Origin of the sequence: Labrys methylaminiphilus subsp. lupini (assembly GCF_051161885.1) — a bacterium.
In the GTDB taxonomy this organism is placed as follows: domain Bacteria; phylum Pseudomonadota; class Alphaproteobacteria; order Rhizobiales; family Labraceae; genus Labrys.
On sequence record NZ_JBMDIH010000001.1, the window covers coordinates 3,135,211 to 3,151,724 of the forward strand.

At 64.5% G+C, this 16,514-nt stretch carries 18 protein-coding genes; 8 read left to right on the forward strand and 10 right to left on the reverse strand.

Annotated features, from left to right (window positions below):
• Positions 1–15: 15 nt before the first annotated feature.
• A complete protein-coding gene (locus ACN6KF_RS14685) occupies positions 16–612 on the forward strand; it encodes a TetR/AcrR family transcriptional regulator (RefSeq protein ID WP_434957545.1) in 597 nt (198 codons plus the stop codon).
• A 12-nt stretch (positions 613–624) separates the two neighbouring features.
• Here ACN6KF_RS14685 and ACN6KF_RS14690 read toward each other — a convergent pair whose 3' ends face one another.
• On the reverse strand, positions 625–1,584 hold the full coding sequence (locus ACN6KF_RS14690; protein WP_434957546.1) for a GlxA family transcriptional regulator: 960 nt from the start codon (positions 1,582–1,584) through the stop codon (positions 625–627).
• Between the two features lie 104 nt (positions 1,585–1,688).
• On the opposite strand from ACN6KF_RS14690, the gene ACN6KF_RS14695 reads away from it, so the two are divergent.
• The gene (locus ACN6KF_RS14695; protein ID WP_434957547.1) at positions 1,689–2,237 is read left to right on the forward strand and encodes a cysteine hydrolase family protein; all 549 of its coding nucleotides are present in this window, start codon (positions 1,689–1,691) and stop codon (positions 2,235–2,237) included.
• A gap of 236 nt (positions 2,238–2,473) precedes the next feature.
• On the opposite strand, the gene dhaK is transcribed toward ACN6KF_RS14695, so the two are convergent.
• The 6 genes from dhaK to dhaL form a co-directional block, all read right to left on the reverse strand.
• Positions 2,474–3,463 carry a dihydroxyacetone kinase subunit DhaK gene (dhaK, locus tag ACN6KF_RS14700; protein ID WP_434957548.1) on the reverse strand — a complete coding sequence of 330 codons (990 nt, stop codon included), beginning with the start codon at positions 3,461–3,463 and terminating at the stop codon, positions 2,474–2,476.
• 61 nt (positions 3,464–3,524) lie between these two features.
• Positions 3,525–4,004 (reverse strand): hypothetical protein, encoded by a 480-nt coding sequence (locus ACN6KF_RS14705; RefSeq protein ID WP_434957549.1) that lies wholly within the window; start codon positions 4,002–4,004, stop codon positions 3,525–3,527.
• Positions 3,997–5,586, reverse strand: coding sequence for a putative PEP-binding protein (locus ACN6KF_RS14710; protein ID WP_434957550.1), 1,590 nt, complete (start codon positions 5,584–5,586; stop codon positions 3,997–3,999). Before ACN6KF_RS14710 ends, ACN6KF_RS14705 begins: the two co-directional genes overlap by 8 nt.
• Positions 5,587–5,622: 36 nt before the next feature.
• Positions 5,623–5,913, reverse strand: coding sequence for an HPr family phosphocarrier protein (locus tag ACN6KF_RS14715; RefSeq protein ID WP_434957551.1), 291 nt, complete (start codon positions 5,911–5,913; stop codon positions 5,623–5,625).
• A 7-nt stretch (positions 5,914–5,920) separates the two neighbouring features.
• Positions 5,921–6,304 carry a dihydroxyacetone kinase phosphoryl donor subunit DhaM gene (dhaM, locus tag ACN6KF_RS14720; RefSeq protein ID WP_434957552.1) on the reverse strand — a complete coding sequence of 128 codons (384 nt, stop codon included), beginning with the start codon at positions 6,302–6,304 and terminating at the stop codon, positions 5,921–5,923.
• Complete coding sequence (gene dhaL / locus ACN6KF_RS14725; RefSeq protein WP_434957553.1) at positions 6,301–6,912, reverse strand: dihydroxyacetone kinase subunit DhaL; 612 nt, start codon at positions 6,910–6,912, stop codon at positions 6,301–6,303. Before dhaL ends, dhaM begins: the two co-directional genes overlap by 4 nt.
• A gap of 471 nt (positions 6,913–7,383) precedes the next feature.
• Between dhaL and ACN6KF_RS14730 the strand changes: the two genes are divergently transcribed.
• The 5 genes from ACN6KF_RS14730 to ACN6KF_RS14750 all read left to right on the forward strand — a co-directional run bounded on the left by ACN6KF_RS14730 (position 7,384) and on the right by ACN6KF_RS14750 (position 12,049).
• Complete coding sequence (locus ACN6KF_RS14730) at positions 7,384–8,139, forward strand: ABC transporter ATP-binding protein (RefSeq protein ID WP_434957554.1); 756 nt, start codon at positions 7,384–7,386, stop codon at positions 8,137–8,139.
• On the forward strand, positions 8,132–8,854 hold the full coding sequence (locus tag ACN6KF_RS14735) for an ABC transporter ATP-binding protein (RefSeq protein WP_434957555.1): 723 nt from the start codon (positions 8,132–8,134) through the stop codon (positions 8,852–8,854). Before ACN6KF_RS14730 ends, ACN6KF_RS14735 begins: the two co-directional genes overlap by 8 nt.
• Positions 8,855–8,885: 31 nt before the next feature.
• A complete protein-coding gene (locus tag ACN6KF_RS14740; RefSeq protein WP_434957556.1) occupies positions 8,886–10,103 on the forward strand; it encodes an ABC transporter substrate-binding protein in 1,218 nt (405 codons plus the stop codon).
• A gap of 93 nt (positions 10,104–10,196) precedes the next feature.
• A complete protein-coding gene (locus tag ACN6KF_RS14745; RefSeq protein ID WP_434957557.1) occupies positions 10,197–11,084 on the forward strand; it encodes a branched-chain amino acid ABC transporter permease in 888 nt (295 codons plus the stop codon).
• A 38-nt stretch (positions 11,085–11,122) separates the two neighbouring features.
• Entirely contained in the window at positions 11,123–12,049 is a 927-nt protein-coding gene (locus ACN6KF_RS14750; protein WP_434959680.1) for a branched-chain amino acid ABC transporter permease, read from the forward strand.
• Positions 12,050–12,067: 18 nt separating this feature from the next.
• Here ACN6KF_RS14750 and ACN6KF_RS14755 read toward each other — a convergent pair whose 3' ends face one another.
• Positions 12,068–13,267 carry an MFS transporter gene (locus ACN6KF_RS14755; RefSeq protein WP_434957558.1) on the reverse strand — a complete coding sequence of 400 codons (1,200 nt, stop codon included), beginning with the start codon at positions 13,265–13,267 and terminating at the stop codon, positions 12,068–12,070.
• Between the two features lie 123 nt (positions 13,268–13,390).
• Between ACN6KF_RS14755 and ACN6KF_RS14760 the strand changes: the two genes are divergently transcribed.
• Positions 13,391–13,993: a TetR/AcrR family transcriptional regulator gene (locus ACN6KF_RS14760; protein WP_434957559.1), complete on the forward strand. Its 603-nt coding sequence runs from the start codon at positions 13,391–13,393 to the stop codon at positions 13,991–13,993.
• Positions 13,994–14,005: 12 nt separating this feature from the next.
• On the opposite strand, the gene ACN6KF_RS14765 is transcribed toward ACN6KF_RS14760, so the two are convergent.
• Positions 14,006–15,178, reverse strand: coding sequence for a Gfo/Idh/MocA family protein (locus tag ACN6KF_RS14765; RefSeq protein ID WP_434957560.1), 1,173 nt, complete (start codon positions 15,176–15,178; stop codon positions 14,006–14,008).
• A gap of 15 nt (positions 15,179–15,193) precedes the next feature.
• Complete coding sequence (locus tag ACN6KF_RS14770; RefSeq protein ID WP_434957561.1) at positions 15,194–16,255, reverse strand: sugar phosphate isomerase/epimerase family protein; 1,062 nt, start codon at positions 16,253–16,255, stop codon at positions 15,194–15,196.
• Positions 16,256–16,514: the final 259 nt, after the last annotated feature.

Sequence of the window (16,514 nt, forward strand, 5' to 3'; positions counted from 1 at the left end):
ATTGGAAAGAGGCAAATGACCGGATCTGCAAACGTCGCTTCGCCGCCGCAGCCACGCGCGGCAGATCGCATCCTCAAGACCGCCCGCGAGCTCTTCTACAAGGAGGGAATCCGGGCTGTCGGCGTCGATACCATCGCCTCGGAAGCTGGCGTGACCAAACCCACGCTCTATCGCTGTTTCAACTCGAAGGACGAATTGGCCGCCGCCTATGTCCGGGTCTACGATGCCGAGTTCTGGGCCCGCTTCGAGGGTGCAGGCGTCGGCTTCGAGAACGACCCGCGCACCCATCTGCGCAACTACCTGACAGGCCTTGGCGAAAGGGCGACCCTGGCGGGCTATCGCGGCTGCGGGCTGAGCAATGCCGCGGTGGAATATCCGGAAGAGGACAATCCCGCCCGCATGGTCGCCGAGGGCGGCAAGGTATTGCTGCGCGAGCGCCTGGAAGGCATGGCCGAGCGCATGGGCGCCAGGAAGCCGGGCTTGCTTGCAGACGGGCTGCTGCTGCTGATCGAAGGCGCTTTCATCAGCGGCCAGATCTTTCACGAAGGCGGACCGGCCAGCTCCGTCGCCGTGATCGCCGACATGCTGATCGATGCAAGCCTGAAGGAATAGCGTCAAAAACGCTCACGCCGCCCCGAAGCGGCGGCGATAATCGCCCGGGGTGAGCCCCATCGTCCGCACGAAGATCTTGCGGAAGGAGACCGGGTCGCCATAGCCGACATTCCAGGCGATGCGATCGAAGGAAAGCCGCGTCGTCTCCAGCATGTCGCGGGCCTTGGCAACGCGAAGCTGCTGGCAGTATTCGACAGGCCTCAGACCCGTGGCCTTGCCGAAGCGGCGCAGGAACGTCCGTCTCTCCAGCCCTGCCTTGGTTGCCATGGCCGATACGTCGATCTCACCGGCATAGGCCTGCTGGAGCCAGTGCTGAACCACGAGAATGGGTTCGTCGCCATGATTGAGCCGGGGCGAGAACACACTGTAATGGCGCTGTTCGCGCCCCAGGGGATCCACCAGCATGGCACGCCCGGTCTCCACCATGACGCTGGTGCCGAGCAGCCTTTCCACCAGCTTCAGGCCGAGATCGGTCCAGGACATCAGCCCCGCTGCGGTAACGATATCGCCATCATCGATCACGATCTTGGCCGAATCCACCCGGACCTTGCCGAAACGCTCGGCGAGAAGCTCGGCATAGCTCCAATGGGTGGTCGCCTGACGCCCGTCCAGCAAGCCGGTTTCAGCGAGCAGGAAAGCACCGACGCAGACCGAGGCCAGCACGCTGCCGCGGCCATGGCAGCGACGAAGGAAGTCGGCCAGATCAGCGGTCCAGGCCTCGCTCGGCGGCTTTGCCAAGCTCGGCGGCAGAATGATCATGCTCGGGATTGCGCTGTCGTCGCCGTCACGATTGCGGACCTGGCCGCTGTCGTCACACTCCCAGCGGCTCACCCGCAGCAGCGGACCACTGCCTTCCCTACGCTCCCTGGCGATCCTGTCGGCGATGGCGAAGAGATCGGCCAGACCATAGAGCGCTGCCAGCTGTACATCGGGATAGGCCAACAAGCCAATCTCGGAGGGAGGCATGGTCATTTGTCACTTTCGCCCTGATTTTTGTCACATGTGCCAATCGGCATTCTGCCCGGGGCGTCCTATTTCAGCAATCACAACGTCTTTTGAAACTGGAGAAATACCCCATGTCCAAGCGTGCCTTGATCCTCGTCGATATTCAGAACGACTATTTCCCGGGCGGCAAATGGACCCTGTCCGGCATCGAGGCAGCCACCGCCAACGCCGCGCGCCTGCTGGAGGCGGCCCGGGCGAAGGATGAAGTCGTGGTGCATGTGCGCCATGAAGCAGCCAAGCCGGATGCTCCCTTCTTCGTGGCCGGTACGCCGGGCGCCGAGATCAACCCGGGCGTAGCCAACCGCGCTGGCGAGCAGGTCGTCGTCAAGAACTTCCCCAATTCCTTCAGGGATACCGGCCTCAAGAAACTGCTCGACGATGCCGGCGTCACCGACGTCCTGATCGCCGGCGCAATGAGCCATATGTGCATCGAGGCGACGACCCGGGCAGCGGCCGATTTCGGCTATGCGGTCACCGTCGCCCATGACGCCGCGGCCACGCGGGACCTGGAATTCGGCGGCGTCACCGTGCCGGCTGCGCAGGTCCATGCCGCCGCCATGGCATCGCTCGCCTTCGGCTATGCCGAGCTCGTCTCGACCGACGAACTGCTGGCGGGGTAAGGGGGAGTAGAAAGAGGCGCGGCTTACCTTCTCCCCTTGCGGGACCTGGCACTTCCTTTGGAAGTGTCTTGGGTGGCATTGCGCAGCAATGACGGATGAGGGGTGTCGGCGAACGTTTGGATGGGGCATGTTTCACCCCTCATCCGCCCCTTCGGGGCACCTTCTCTCGCAAGCGGAGAAGGGCCTCGCGCTTCATTCGTCTCGGTCAGAACCGACGAATGCCGTAGTTTCGCCCCTCACACCCCCCAGCGCAGGGCTGGCGTATGCACCGGCGCATCCCACAGCGCCTTGGCCTGCTCGTCCAGCACCGACACCGTCAGCGAGCAGCCGGCCATGTCGAGCGAAGTGACATAGGAGCCCGTCAGCGAGCGGGCTACCTTGATGCCCTTGGCGTCGAGCCATTTACGCGCCCGATCCTGCATCAGATAGAGCTCCATCAAGGGCGTACCGCCGAAGCCGTTGACGAAGAGCAGGATTTCGGTGGCAGAGGTCAGCGACAGGTCGCCCACGATGGCGCCCAGCATCTCGTCGACGATGGCATCGGCAGAAGCCAGCTTGACGCGGCGCCGGCCGGGCTCGCCATGGATGCCGACACCCATCTCCATCTCGTCCTCGCCGAGGTTGAAGGTCGGCTTGCCGGCCGCCGGCACCGTGCAGGAGGTGAGCGCCACACCCATCGAGCGCGTATGGCTGTTGACGCGCGCGCCCAGCGCCTTGAGGCTGGCGAGGTCGTCGCCGCGCTCGGCCGCGGCGCCAAGCATCTTCTCGACGATCAGCGTGCCGGCGACACCGCGCCGGCCGGTGGTCCAGGTCGAGTTCTCCACGGCAACGTCGTCGTCGAGGATCAGGCTTTCGACAGGGCCCGACGCCATCTCCGCCGCCATGGCGAAGTTCATCACGTCGCCCTCGTAGTTCTTGACGATATAGAGCGTGCCGGCGCCGCCATCGACGGCCTCGGCAGCGGCCATCATCTGGTCGGGCGTGGGCGAGGTGAAGACTTGGCCGGGGCAGGCTGCGTCGAGCATGCCGAAGCCGACGAAGCCGGCATGCAGCGGCTCATGACCGGAACCACCGCCCGAAATCAGGGCCACCTTGCCCGGCTTGACCTGGCGGCGGCGCACGAATTTACGCTCTTCGCCCAGGGTGACGAGATCGGCGTGAGCCGCCGCGAATCCGTCCAGGCTCTGCGCCAGCACGTCGTCGACTGCGTTGATGAGCTTTTTCATTCCATGGGCCTCCCTTTGTTCTTGGTTAGGACGTGTCGCAGCAGGAACCGATCTCCGGCTGTCAATTCTGAACCTGGCTGTCTCCAGATTTATCGGATGCCGGTTCCTCCTCCCCCTTGCTCTTGCGATCGAGTGCACGCGTGTAGTGGACCAGGCTTGTGACGAAATCGAGAATGGCCTTATCCATCGCCTGATTGCGCCTGACATCGCCGAGATCCGGCAGGGTCAGCGTCAGGCTACGCCCTTGTGCCGGCCTGCCCTGAGCCTGCGTCCGCCCTGGATGGGCGGCCTGATAGGCCTTGAGGAATTCCGCCTTCTCGGCCGGCGCGAGGTGGCAGACTTCGAAAATGACGTCGAGGTGCTGGGCCGGGATCGGAATGGGGTAGCCGGGATTGGTGATCTGCGAAATGAAGGATCTGTTGGTGCCGAGCGCGGCAGCCAGTTTCAGCCTCGTGCCCGAGGGGCGATTGTCCAGCGCGCGCCGCAGCAGAGCCTTATAGGCGGCTATCGAGCGCGTGCTGGCATCGCGGGCGTCAGACATGCTTGAGATCCGCAATCGCCGCCTTGACGGCTCCCACCAGAGCGGGCGGCACGGACAGGCAGGTCAGGCCGACGCCGAGCAGTTTCGGCACCAGGCGCACCTCGCCGGCGGCATCGCCACAGATCGAGACCGGAACCTTGCGGGCTTTGCCGGCCCCAACCGCGCGGGCCATCAATTCGAGCACGGCCGGATCGCCGGCATCGTTGAGGCCGGCGACATCGGCAATGTCGCGGGCTGCGGCCATGGTGTATTGCGTGAGATCGTTGGAGCCGATCGAATAGAAATCCGCCGGGAAACGCAGCGCCCCGAGGGCGGCAGCGGGAACCTCGACCATGATGCCGAGCGGCGGCCGGCGGCAGGGCGTGCCTTCGGCGATGAGGGAAGCCACCACCTCGTCGAGCAGGGCGGAGGCCTCGGCCAGTTCTCCCGGCACCGTCACCATCGGCAGCATGATGCGGATCTCGTGATGCAGGCTGGCCCGCGCCAAGGCCCTGAGCTGGACGCGGAAAGTTTCCGGACGAGCCAGCGATAGCCGCAATCCACGCAGACCCAGGAAAGGATTGGACTCGCCATCGCTGGTGACCCCGGCGATCGGCTTGTCGCCACCGGCGTCGAGGGTGCGTATCGTCACCGGCCGCCCGGCCGCCCAGGCGGCGATGGCGACATAGGCGGCATATTGGGCTTCCTCGTCCGGCAGGGGGCGGCCAGGCTCGAACAGGAACTCGGTGCGCACCAGGCCGATGCCATCGCAAATCTGAGGCGAAATGCCCTTGAGATCATCCGGCGAGGCGACGTTGATCATGATGTCGACGCGAGTGCCATTGGGAAGAAACACCGGCTCGCTTTTCATTGTCTCCGCCCGGGCATCGGCTTCGTGCCGGCGCGCGAGGGCCGGGCCGAAATCGGCGAGCGAGGCACTGTCGGGATCGAAGGTCACCGTTCCCGCCGCCCCGTCGACGATGGCCTGGCTTGCCTCCCCGAGCACGCCTAGCCCGGTCACCATCGGCACGCGGCGGCTGCGCGCGAGCATGGCGACATGGGAGGATGGCGAACCGGCACCCAGGGCGATCGCGCCGCCCTTGCTCCAGTCGACCGACAGGAACAGGGATGGCGGCAGGTCCTCGCCCACCAGGACCGAACCGGGCGGCACCTTCTCGCTTTCGGCTGCTCCGGTGAGATGGGCGAGCACGCGGTCGCGGATATCGGCGAGGTCGGTGCCACGCGCGCGAAAATAGGCATCCTCGCTGCGTTCGTAATCGGCAATTTCCGCGTCGAGGGCCGAACGCCAGGCGTGGACGGGCCCCACCCCGGCTGCGATCGCATCGAAGGCGCCCTCCGACAGGGCCTCGTCCTCAAGCATGGCGATCTGGAAGCCGATGATGTCGGCTCCTTCTTCATCGACGGCCTCGACCAGGGACACCAGATCGACCAGCGCCGCATCGATGGCGGTCCGCAAGGCGGCGTCGCCATCTTCCTGCACTGGTGCTTTCGCGGTCCGCGGCCTCGGCTTGCCGATCATGAAGACGGGTCCGGAGGCAAGCCCAGGCGATGCAGGACGTCCCGCCATCCGCCGTTCAGTCATGACACCCTCCTTGGCAGCCCCCCGGATGCAGCATCGTCACTCTTCTCCGAACTTGTCCTCGATCAGTCCCAGAATAGCCGATAGCGCTGTCTCGGCATCCGGTCCGTTCGCTGCAAAATGCAGCACCGTGCCCTTGGGCGCCTTCACCCGCATCACCTTGACCGGGCTCTTGGCATCGACCCAGGGTCCCGCTGCATCGGTGGCCAGCTCGATGCTCGACTGGAAGCTCTTGGCGAGCTGGGTCAGCTTCACGCTCGGCCTGGCATGCAGCCCGATCGCGTTGGTCAGCTCGGCCTTGCCCGTCAATGCTCCGTTGATATCCGGCATATCGATCCTATCCATAGAGATCTTCGGCGGCGGAGCGAACCGCCGCCAGGGAGGAATTTCCGGAGGCCTCCGTTGCGGCGATGACCGCCCCTTCCACCACCGGCGCATTGCAGATGACCACGAGGTCGCGCTTGTGCTCGTCGAGCATCTCGACGGCCATCTCGGCGTTGGTCTCGGCACCGCCGAGGTCGACGACGACGGCGACGCCTTCCTGCGACCAGACGCTGTCGATGGCGGCGATGATCTTGGCGACATCGGTACCGAGTCCGCCGCCGGGGTCGCCGCCCGTCCAGGCGACGCGCACGCTATCGCCTACCATCTGCCTCACCATGTCGGCCGCGCCTTCGGCGACCTTGGGCGAGTGCGATACGATCACCAGGCTCACGGTCATGGCATCAGCCCTTGTTTGTTGAGTTCGTCCGCCACGGTGGCGATGAGCAACGAGGAAGATCGGGCGCCCGGATCCATATGGCCGACCGAGCGCTCGCCGAGGAAGGAAGCGCGCCCACGGATCGCCTGCATCGGCACCGTCTTGTCGGCGGCGGCGATGGCTTCCGCCTTGAGCGCGGCTGCGTCGGCACCGGCAGCCAAGGCCGCTTGCACCGGGACGAGGACATCGAGCAGTGTCTTCTGCCCGGCTTCGGAGCGGCCACGCGCCTTCACGCCCTCGACCGCCTTGGCGAAGGCGGCGACCAGCGCAGCTCGATCGGGCTCGGTGCCGACAGCCTTGCCAAATTCCATGAAGAAGGTACCGAAAAGCGGGCCGGACGCACCGCCAACCTTCATCACCATGGCCATGCCCGCCGCCTTGAGCAGGTCCGGCCAGGATTTTTCGGCAAGGCCCGGCAATTCGGCGGTAACGGCCTCGAAGCCCCGCTTGAGATTCAGGCCGTGATCACCATCGCCGATCGCCTGATCGAGCGCCGTGAGTTCTTCGGAATGTTGGAATATGGTTGCTGCAACCGCACGAATGAGCTGCTCTCTTGCTTGGCTGTCCATCGTCCGGCCTCCGCCCCGCAGTCTTGTGATGGCCGGTCATTGCCGGCTCGTGGTTTGCTTATTTGTTTAGTTGATCATCGAACCCTAAACATTGCAAGCGAAACTATCGCCTTGCGGCACCGGACTGAGGAACTCCTGCGGGCCACCCTGTACTGAACATTCCCGCGACGGCTGCGCGGTGCGTCCTCGACCACTCCCGCGCGAGCGTATCCCCTTCTGCCGTCACATTCCTGTATCCCCAGCCACCTAAACAGGTGCCTATCTTAACGTCAGTATTGGTGCCATATCGCCATTGACGAAGCTTGCCCGGATGGCCAAGACTAGCGCCAAGCAAGATTTAGAAGCGCTAAGCAGATTCCTCCTGCTCGAGCAGGAGGAATCTGCAGAATATCAAACGCTTGCAAAGTTTCCCGATATTACCCATTCGTGGGCAATATCGGGAAACTTTGCTTAGGGGAAACGCTCCGCTTGATGGCAAAAGATACAGTCCTGAAAGCCGAAGGCCTGACCAAGGACTTCAGGGGATTCCGGGCAGTCGACGGTGTCGATCTCTCGGTCATGCGCGGAACGGTCCATGCTCTCATCGGTCCGAACGGCGCCGGCAAGACGACCTGTTTCAATCTCTTGACCAAGTTCCTGTCCCCGTCGGCCGGACGCATTACCTATAAGGGCCAGGACATTACCGGCATGAAGCCGGCCGCCGTAGCCCGGCTCGGCCTGGTCCGCTCCTTCCAGATCTCGGCTGTGTTCGGCGAGATGAGCGTGAGCGACAATATCCGCATCGCCCTGCAGCGCCGGCGCGGGCATTCCTATGATTTCTGGCGCTCGCAGCGTGTCCTCGCCGATATGAACCAGGAGGCGGCCGAACTCGCCGAGAGCGTCGGCCTGTCGTCCTTCCTGGCTACGCCGGCCAAGGAACTCTCCTACGGCCGCAAGCGCGCCCTGGAACTCGCAACGACCCTGGCGCTCGATCCGGAAATGCTGCTGCTCGACGAACCGATGGCCGGCATGGGCCATGAGGATGTCGAGCGCACCACCGAGCTCATCCGCAAGATCGCGGCAAGCCGCACCATCCTGATGGTCGAGCACAATCTCTCGGTGGTCGCCACCCTGTCCAATACCATCACGGTGCTGGCGCGCGGCAAGGTGCTGGCGCAGGGCGACTACAAATCCGTCTCCGGCGATCCGCGGGTGGTCGAGGCCTATATCGGGAGTGGCCATGCCTGATTCGGCGAACATCCCTGCCCCCCTGCTCCGGGTACGCGGCCTCGAGGCCTGGTATGGCGAGTCCCATGTGCTGCACGGCATCGATTTCGACGTTAACCCCGGCGAGGTGGTGACGCTGCTCGGTCGCAACGGCGCCGGCAAGACCACCACGATGAAATCGATCATCGGCGTTATGGCCAAGCGAAAGGGCTCGATCCATTTCGGCGGGCAGGAAACCATTGGCCTCGGCTCTCGCCATATCGCCCGTATGGGCATCGGCTATTGCCCGGAAGAGCGCGGCATCTTCGCCAGCCTCTCGGTGAAGGAAAATCTCGAACTGCCGCCGGTGGTGAAGCCCGGCGGCCTGACGGTGGACGAGATCTTCACCCTGTTCCCCAACCTCAAGCAGCGCCTCGCCAGCCAGGGCACCAAGCTCTCGGGCGGCGAGCAGCAGATGCTGGCCATCGGCCGCATCCTGCGCACCGGCGCCAATCTCCTGCTGCTCGACGAGCCGACCGAGGGCCTCGCACCGGTGATCGTCGAGCAGATCGGGCACACCATCGCCAGCCTCAAGCAGCGCGGCTTCACCATCATCTTGGTCGAACAGAATTTCCGCTTCGCCTCGACCGTGGCGGATCGCCACTATGTCGTCGAGCAGGGCAAGGTGATCGACATGATCCCCAATGCCGAGCTGGAAGCCAGCAGCGACAAATTGCACGCCTATCTGGGCGTGTGACGCCAATCAAAAAGCTGAACGGGAGACGCTCATGATTTCAAAACGGACCCTGCTCGCAGCAGCAGCCCTCGCCACCATGTTCATGGGTTCGGCGCTCGGGCCGGCAAGCGCGGAGGACATCGCGGTCAAGCTCGGCATCCTCAACGATCGGTCCGGCGTCTATGCCGACCTCTCCGGCGAGGGCTCGGTGATCGCCGCCAAGATGGCGGTGGAGGACTTCAAGGCCGCCGAGAAGGGCCTTAAGGTCGAGATCGTCTCGGCCGATCACCAGAACAAGCCCGATATCGGCGCCGGCATTGCCCGCCAATGGTACGACCAGGATGGCGTCGACGCCATCTTCGACGTGCCGACCTCCTCGGTGGCACTCGCCGTCAGCCAGGTGACCAAGGAAAAGAACAAGATCTTCATCGACTCCGGCGCCGGCTCCACCGAGATCACCGGAAAGCAGTGTACGCCCAATACGCTTTTGTGGACCTACGACACCTATGCTCTGGCCAAGGGTACGGGCGGGGCCATGGTCAAGCAGGGCGGCGACAGCTGGTTCTTCATCACGGCCGACTATGCCTTCGGCAAGTCACTGGAGGAAAATGCCTCTGCCATCGTGAAGGCTGCGGGCGGCAAGGTGGTCGGCTCGATCAAGGCGCCCTTCCCGACCTCCGATTTCTCCTCCTTCCTGCTGCAGGCCCAGTCCTCCGGCGCCAAGGTGATCGGGCTCGCCAATGCCGGCGGTGACACCGTCAACGCCATCAAGCAGGCCGCCGAATTCGGCATCACCCAGGGCGGCCAGAGCCTGGCGGGCCTGTTGATCTTTATCTCCGACGTGCATGCGCTCGGCCTGCAGGCGGCCCAGGGCCTGGTGCTGACGGAAGCCTTCTACTGGGATCTCAACGACGGCACCCGCGCCTGGTCGAAGCGCTTTGCCGAACAGAGCGGCGGCAAGATGCCGACCATGGTGCATGCCGGCGTCTATGCCGGTGTCCTGCACTATCTCAAGGGCATCGAGGCCGCCAAGTCCAAGGACGCCGCGGCAGTGATGGCCAAGATGAAGGCAACGCCGACCGACGATCCCCTGTTCGGCAAGGGCGAAGTGCGCAAGGATGGCCGCGTGACCCACGACATGTATCTGTTCCAGGTCAAGAAGCCCGACGAATCCAAGGGGCCGTGGGACTATTACAAGCTGCTCGCCACCATTCCGGCGGCCGAGGCCTTCCAACCCATGGCCGAGGCCGGCTGTCCGCTGGTGAAGTAGTAATAGGGCCGTTCGGCGCATTGCGGATCATGCGATGCGCCTTTCGTTCCCTCTCGCCGATGACGAAGCAGACGACGGTGAAGGACCCATAAGGTGACGACGATATTCGGCATTCCCCTGCAGGGCATCATGGCCCAGCTCGCGCTGGGCCTGATCAACGGCTCCTTCTACGCATTGCTCAGCCTGGGCCTCGCCATCATCTTCGGCCTGCTCAACGTCATCAACTTCGCCCATGGCGCCCTTTACATGATGGGGGCCTTCGCGGCTTGGATGCTGTTCAACTATGCCGGCATCGGTTTCTGGCCGGCGCTCATCCTGGCGCCGCTCGGCGTCGGCCTGGTCGGCATCGCGATCGAACGGGTCTTCATCTCCAGGCTCTACCAGCTCGATCATCTCTACGGCCTGCTGCTCACCTTCGGCCTGGCGCTGATCATCCAGGGCCTGTTCCGCAACTACTATGGCGTTTCCGGCGTGCCCTACACCCTGCCGGCGGCCCTGACGGGGCCCGTCAATCTCGGCTTTATGGTGCTGCCGAAAAGCCGCGTCTTCGTGATCGCCTTCTCGCTGACCATCTGCCTCGCGACCTGGCTGGTGATCGAGAAGACGCGCCTGGGCGCCTATCTGCGCGCCGCGACCGAGAATCCCAAGCTGGTCGAGGCCTTCGGCATCAACGTGCCCTTGCTGAGGATGCTGACCTACGGCTTCGGGGTCGGCCTCGCCGGACTTGCCGGTGTGCTGGCGGCGACCACCAGCAACGTCAATCCCAATATGGGCTCCGATCTCATCATCGTGGTCTTCGCGGTGGTGGTGATCGGCGGCATGGGCTCGATCCTCGGCTCGGTGGTGACGGGCTTCGGCCTTGGGCTGATCGAGGGCATCGTCAAGAATTTCTACCAGCAGGGATCGGCCACCGTAGTCTTCGTGGTGATGGTCATCGTGCTGCTCGTGCGGCCCGCCGGCCTGTTCGGGAGGGCCTCATGATGGCCTCCTCCAGCCAGCCGGCTGCCGCGACCCGCACAATGCCCCTGATCGGGGATCGCGGCGTCATGCTGCTCATCGTCGCACTGATCGCCGTCGCGCCCTTCGTCGCCTATCCGGTCTTCGTGATGAAGGTGCTGTGCTTCGGCCTGTTCGCCTGCGCCTTCAACCTTCTGCTCGGCTATGGCGGCCTGCTCTCCTTCGGCCACGCCGCCTTTTTCGGCATGGCGAGCTATGCCAGCGCCCATGCTGCCAAGGTCTGGGGCCTGACGCCGGAACTGGCGATCCTCAGCGGAGGTGCCGTGGCCGCCATCCTCGGCCTCGCGGTCGGCTCGCTCGCCATCCGGCGCCAGGGCATCTATTTCGCCATGATCACCCTGGCCCTGGCCCAGATGGTGTATTTCTTCGCCCTGCAGGCGCCCTTCACCGGCGGCGAGGACGGCATCCAGGCGGTACCACGCGGCAAGCTGTTCGGTCTCATCGACCTTTCCGACGACAAGGCCCTCTATGTCCTGGTTGCCGTGATCGTGCTCCTGGGCCTGTTCGCCATCCACCGCATCGTGCATTCGCCCTTCGGGCAGGTGATGAAGGCGATCCGCGACAACGAGCCCCGTGCCCTCTCGCTGGGCTATGACGCCGAGCGCTTCAAGCTGATGATGTTCACCCTGTCGGCTACCCTGGCCGGCATTGCCGGCGCCACCAAGGCGCTGGTGTTCCAGCTCGCCTCGCTCACCGACGTGCACTGGACGATGTCGGGCGAAGTCGTGCTGATGGCGCTGGTCGGCGGGACCGGCACGTTGTTCGGCCCAATGCTCGGCGCGCTGATCGTGGTGGCGATGGAAACCTATCTCGCCCCGCTCGGCTCCTGGGTGACGGTGGCCCAGGGCGCGGTCTTCGTCATCTGCGTGCTCGCCTTCCGCGACGGGCTCGCCGGCACTTTGGCCAAGCTGCTGCGCAAGGCCGGCTAGGCGGTATTGCCACCCTCCTCAATCGGGGCCGCGGTGCTCCAGCCGTTCCGTTGCGAAGGCGGCTAGTCCGGCGATGCCGAGAGCGGCACCGGTCGCGGCCGTAAACATCCAGCCGCCGGCGTGATAGGTCAGCGTACCCAGCACCGATCCCAGGGCCCCGCCGACGAACACCGTCGTCATATAGAGAGCATTGATGCGCCCCCGAACCGCTGGGGCGGTCGAGAAGATGGTGCGCTGGCTCACGATCTGGTTGGTCTGCACCGCCGCGTCGATCACCAGCGTCGCAACGATCAGCACCAGAAGAGACAGGATACGCTCGCCCAGAGCCGTGGCGAGAAAGGCCAGCGCCAGAGAGGCCATCGCGCCGTAGGTCGCCATGCGCCCATGCCCATGATCGGCAAGGCGCCCCGCCAGCGGCGCTGCCAGCGCTCCACCCGCCCCGGCGAGAGCGAAGAGACCGATCGCATAGTCGGACATGCCGAAACGTTCCGTCAGCATCAGGGGCGCGGCGGTCCAGAACAGGTTGAAGGCTGAAAACAACAGCATCTGGTAGAGGGCGCGGCGGCGGAGGATCGGCGTGTTCCGCACGAGGCCCGGCAGCGAGGCCAGCACGGCCCCGTAATGGCTCGTGCCGGACGGCTGATAGCGTGGCATCATGCGCCAGAGAACAGCGCCGATGCCGATCATCAGCCCAGCGGAGACGAGGAAGACCGCCCGCCAATTCAGATAGGCCGCCACGAAAAGCGCGGCGGGCCTTGCCAGCATGATGCCGGTGATCAGACCGGCCATCACCAGGCCGACCGCGCGGCCACGCCGCTCGGGCGGAACGAAATGAGTGATGAAGGGCACCAGGATCTGGGCACCGGCCGAGAATATGCCGATGGCGAGCGATGCGAACAGGAAAGCCACGACACCTTGTGCGACAGCCGCGAGGAGCAGGCTGGCGGCCGCGCAAACGAGCGTCGCCAATGCCAGAACCTTGTTCTCGATGAGATCGGCCAGGGGGACCAGCAGAATGAGCCCCAGGCCATAACCGATCTGGGTGAGGCTGACGATGGCACCAGCCAGATCAGGGCCGATACCGATCTCGGGTGCGATCTTGGCGACCAGCGGCTGGGCATAATAGAGATTGCCGACGATGGCCCCGGTTGCGACCGCCAGGGTCAGGACCAAGGCGGGAGCAGCCTGCCGGACGGCGGCGGGGGCAGTATTTTCCATCTGATGCATCGGGTTCACAGCAGGCAGTTTCACGGCGAGTACTCGCCGATTAATGAAACGATACGTATCGTTATGATTGAATAAAACGATACGTTTCGTTATGTCAAGATGGGGAGGCACCGCATGGAGACGACAACCACGCAGCCAAGGCGCCGCTCGATCGGCGCCCGTCGCAATCCGCACACCGAGACCGCCATCATCGAGGCCGCACGAGAGCTTCTCGCGGATCGAGGCTATGCGGGGTTTTCCATCGAGGAGGCCGCCCGGCGAGCCGGTGCCGGCAAGGCCACCGTCTATCGCTGGTGGCCGACCAAGGCCGACCTGTTCATGGCAGCCTATGGAGCCGAAAAGGCGCGGGCGATAAGCCTGCCGGACACGGGCAGCCTGGTCGAGGATCTCGTACAGCATACCGCCGATCTATGGCGCTTCTGGCGAACTCCCCCCGGCGGCGCCTTCAGGGCCCTGCTCGCCGAAGCGCAAGCGAGCGAAGCGGCGGGCTCGCGCCTGCGCAACGAGTTTCTGCCCGTGCTGTTCCGGCCAGCGCGCCGTCTCTTCGAGCGGGCAGCGGCGCGCGGCGAATTTCCTGCCCGATTGATCGATGAACGCATCGCATTGTGGGCAGGATTCAACTGGTACCATCTGCTGACCTGGCAGATCGACGCCGACGAGGCACTCCTGCGTCGGATCGAAACACTGGTCGCCTCCGGCGGAAATGGCGCCGGATAGGGTTCCGGCCGGTTACGGCTTCACCCAGACGCCACCCTTCTTCGAGGATTTCACAGCCGCCTCGATGAAGGCCATGCCGGCGATGCCGTCGTCGATACCCGGGAAGAGCACGGCCGGATCGAGGGCTTCACCGCCGCGGGCGGCCCGGATAGCACGGGCGATCTCGGTATAGATGTTGGCAAAGCCTTCGAGATAGCCTTCGGGATGGCCCGGGGGCACGCGTGTCATCCGCGCCGCATCCTCGCCGGCTGCGGCCGAGCCCCGGGTGATGATACGGGTCGGCTCGCCGTGCGGGGTGAAATAGAGATAGTTCGGATTGTCCTGGCGCCAATGGAACCCCGCCTTCTCGCCATAGACGCGCAGCATCAGGCCATTCTCGTTACCCGGCGCCACCTGGCTTGCCCACAGCGCCCCGCGCGCGCCATTGGCATAGCGCAGCAGGATCTGCACATTGTCGTCGAGAGCGCGGCCAGGCACGAAGGAAGTCAGTTCGGCCAGCAATTCCGAAACCTCCAGGCCGCCGACAAACTGGGCCAGGTTGAAGGCATGGGTGCCGATATCGCCGATGGCGCCGCCGGCGCCGGAGCGCTTGGGATCAGTGCGCCAATCGGCCTGCTTCTGGCCGCTCTGCTCGATCGGCGTGGTCAACCAGTCCTGCGGGTATTCGACCTGGATCAGGCGGATAGGCCCCAATTGCCCCGACTTCACCATCTCACGCGCCGCGCGGATAAGAGGATAGCCGGTGTAATTATGCGTCACCGCGAAGATCACGCCCTTGTCGGCGGCGAGCTTCTTCAGGCGCAGGGCGTCCTTCAACGTGGTGGTCACCGGCTTGTCGCAGATGACATGGATGCCCGCCTTGATGAAGGCTTCCGCCGCCGGGGCGTGCATATGGTTGGGCGTGACGATGGAGACAGCCTCGATGCCGTCCTTGCGGCGCTTTTCCTTGCGCGCCATTGTCTCGAAATCGGGATAGATCCGGTCCGCAGCGAGCCCGAGCGCCTCGCCGGAACGCTGGGCCTTCTCCGGCGTGGACGACAGGGCGCCCGCCACCAGCACGTAATCATCGTCCATGCGGGCGGCGAGGCGATGCACGGCGCCGATGAAGGCACCCTCCCCGCCACCGACCATGCCATAGCGCACGCGCCCGCCTGCCTTGCTGTCCGAACGGCCCTCGATCGCCATCGTATTTCCCTCTGCTTATCGGTTGAGGCCGAGCATGCGCCGGACCGCCTTGCGATCGGTGCCACCGCCGGCGAAATCGTCGAAGGCCTTCTCAGTCACGCGGATGATATGGGCGGCGATGAAGGGCGCCCCTTCCGCCGCACCGTCTTCGGGATGCTTGAGACAGCATTCCCATTCGAGCACGGCCCAGGAGGCATAATCATATTGCGCGAGTTTGGAGAAGACACCGGTGAAGTCGACCTGCCCGTCGCCCAGCGAGCGGAAGCGTCCTGCCCTCTCCGTCCAGGAGGCATAACCCGAATAGACGCCCTGGCGACCCGTCGGGTTGAACTCGGCATCCTTGGCGTGAAAGGCCTTGATGCGCTCGTGGTAGATATCGATGAAGGCGAGATAGTCGAGCTGCTGCAGCACGAAATGCGACGGGTCATAGTTGATGTTGGCGCGCTTGTGCCCTTTCAGGCGGTCGACGAAACGCTCGAAGGTCGCGCCGTCGAACAGGTCCTCGCCGGGATGCAGCTCATAGCAGACGTCGACCCCTACGGCGTCATAGGCATCGAGGATGGGTTTCCAGCGCTTGGCCAGTTCGCCGAACGCCTCGTCGATGAGGCCGGCCGGCCGTTGCGGCCAGGGATAGGCGAAAGGCCAGGCCAAGGCACCGGAGAAGGTGACGCTGGCATCGAGGCCGAGATGGCGGGAGGCGGTTGCGGCAGCCTTCAATTGCTCCACGGCCCAGGCCTGCCGCTCTTTCGGTTTGCCGCGCACCTCCGGCGGCGCAAAGCCGTCGAAGGCCTCGTTATAGGCCGGATGTACGGCAACCAGCTGGCCCTGCAGATGGGTCGACAATTCGGTGATGGCAAGGCCATGCTTGGCAACCACGCCGGCGACCTCATCGCAATAGGCCTTCGATTCCGCCGCCTTCTTCAGATCGAACAGACGGCTGTCCCAACTCGGGATCTGTACGCCCTTATAACCCAGCGAGGCAGCCCATTTGCAGATGGAATCGAGGGAGTTGAAGGGCGCGGCGTCGCCCGCGAACTGGGCGAGAAAGATCGCCGGTCCCTTGATCGTGGCCGCCATGACTGCGTCTCCTGCGGTGATGCCTTTGGGCCGGAGAGTCCGGAGCGACTACGGATGCCGCCTCACTCTTTCGGCTTGGGACCATTTGTCTGACTTGTCCCTCGGCTTGCCTCACCATGGCAAATCCTTTTGGACTGCGCAACGGCGATTTGATGTACGTACCCCAGGAAGCAGTGATGGCTTGCCTTGCCCTTCGGGGCAGCGCAGGTTGTAGCCCACCGAGCCCCTTGGTTCGCATCACCGGGAGGACGGGAGCGGC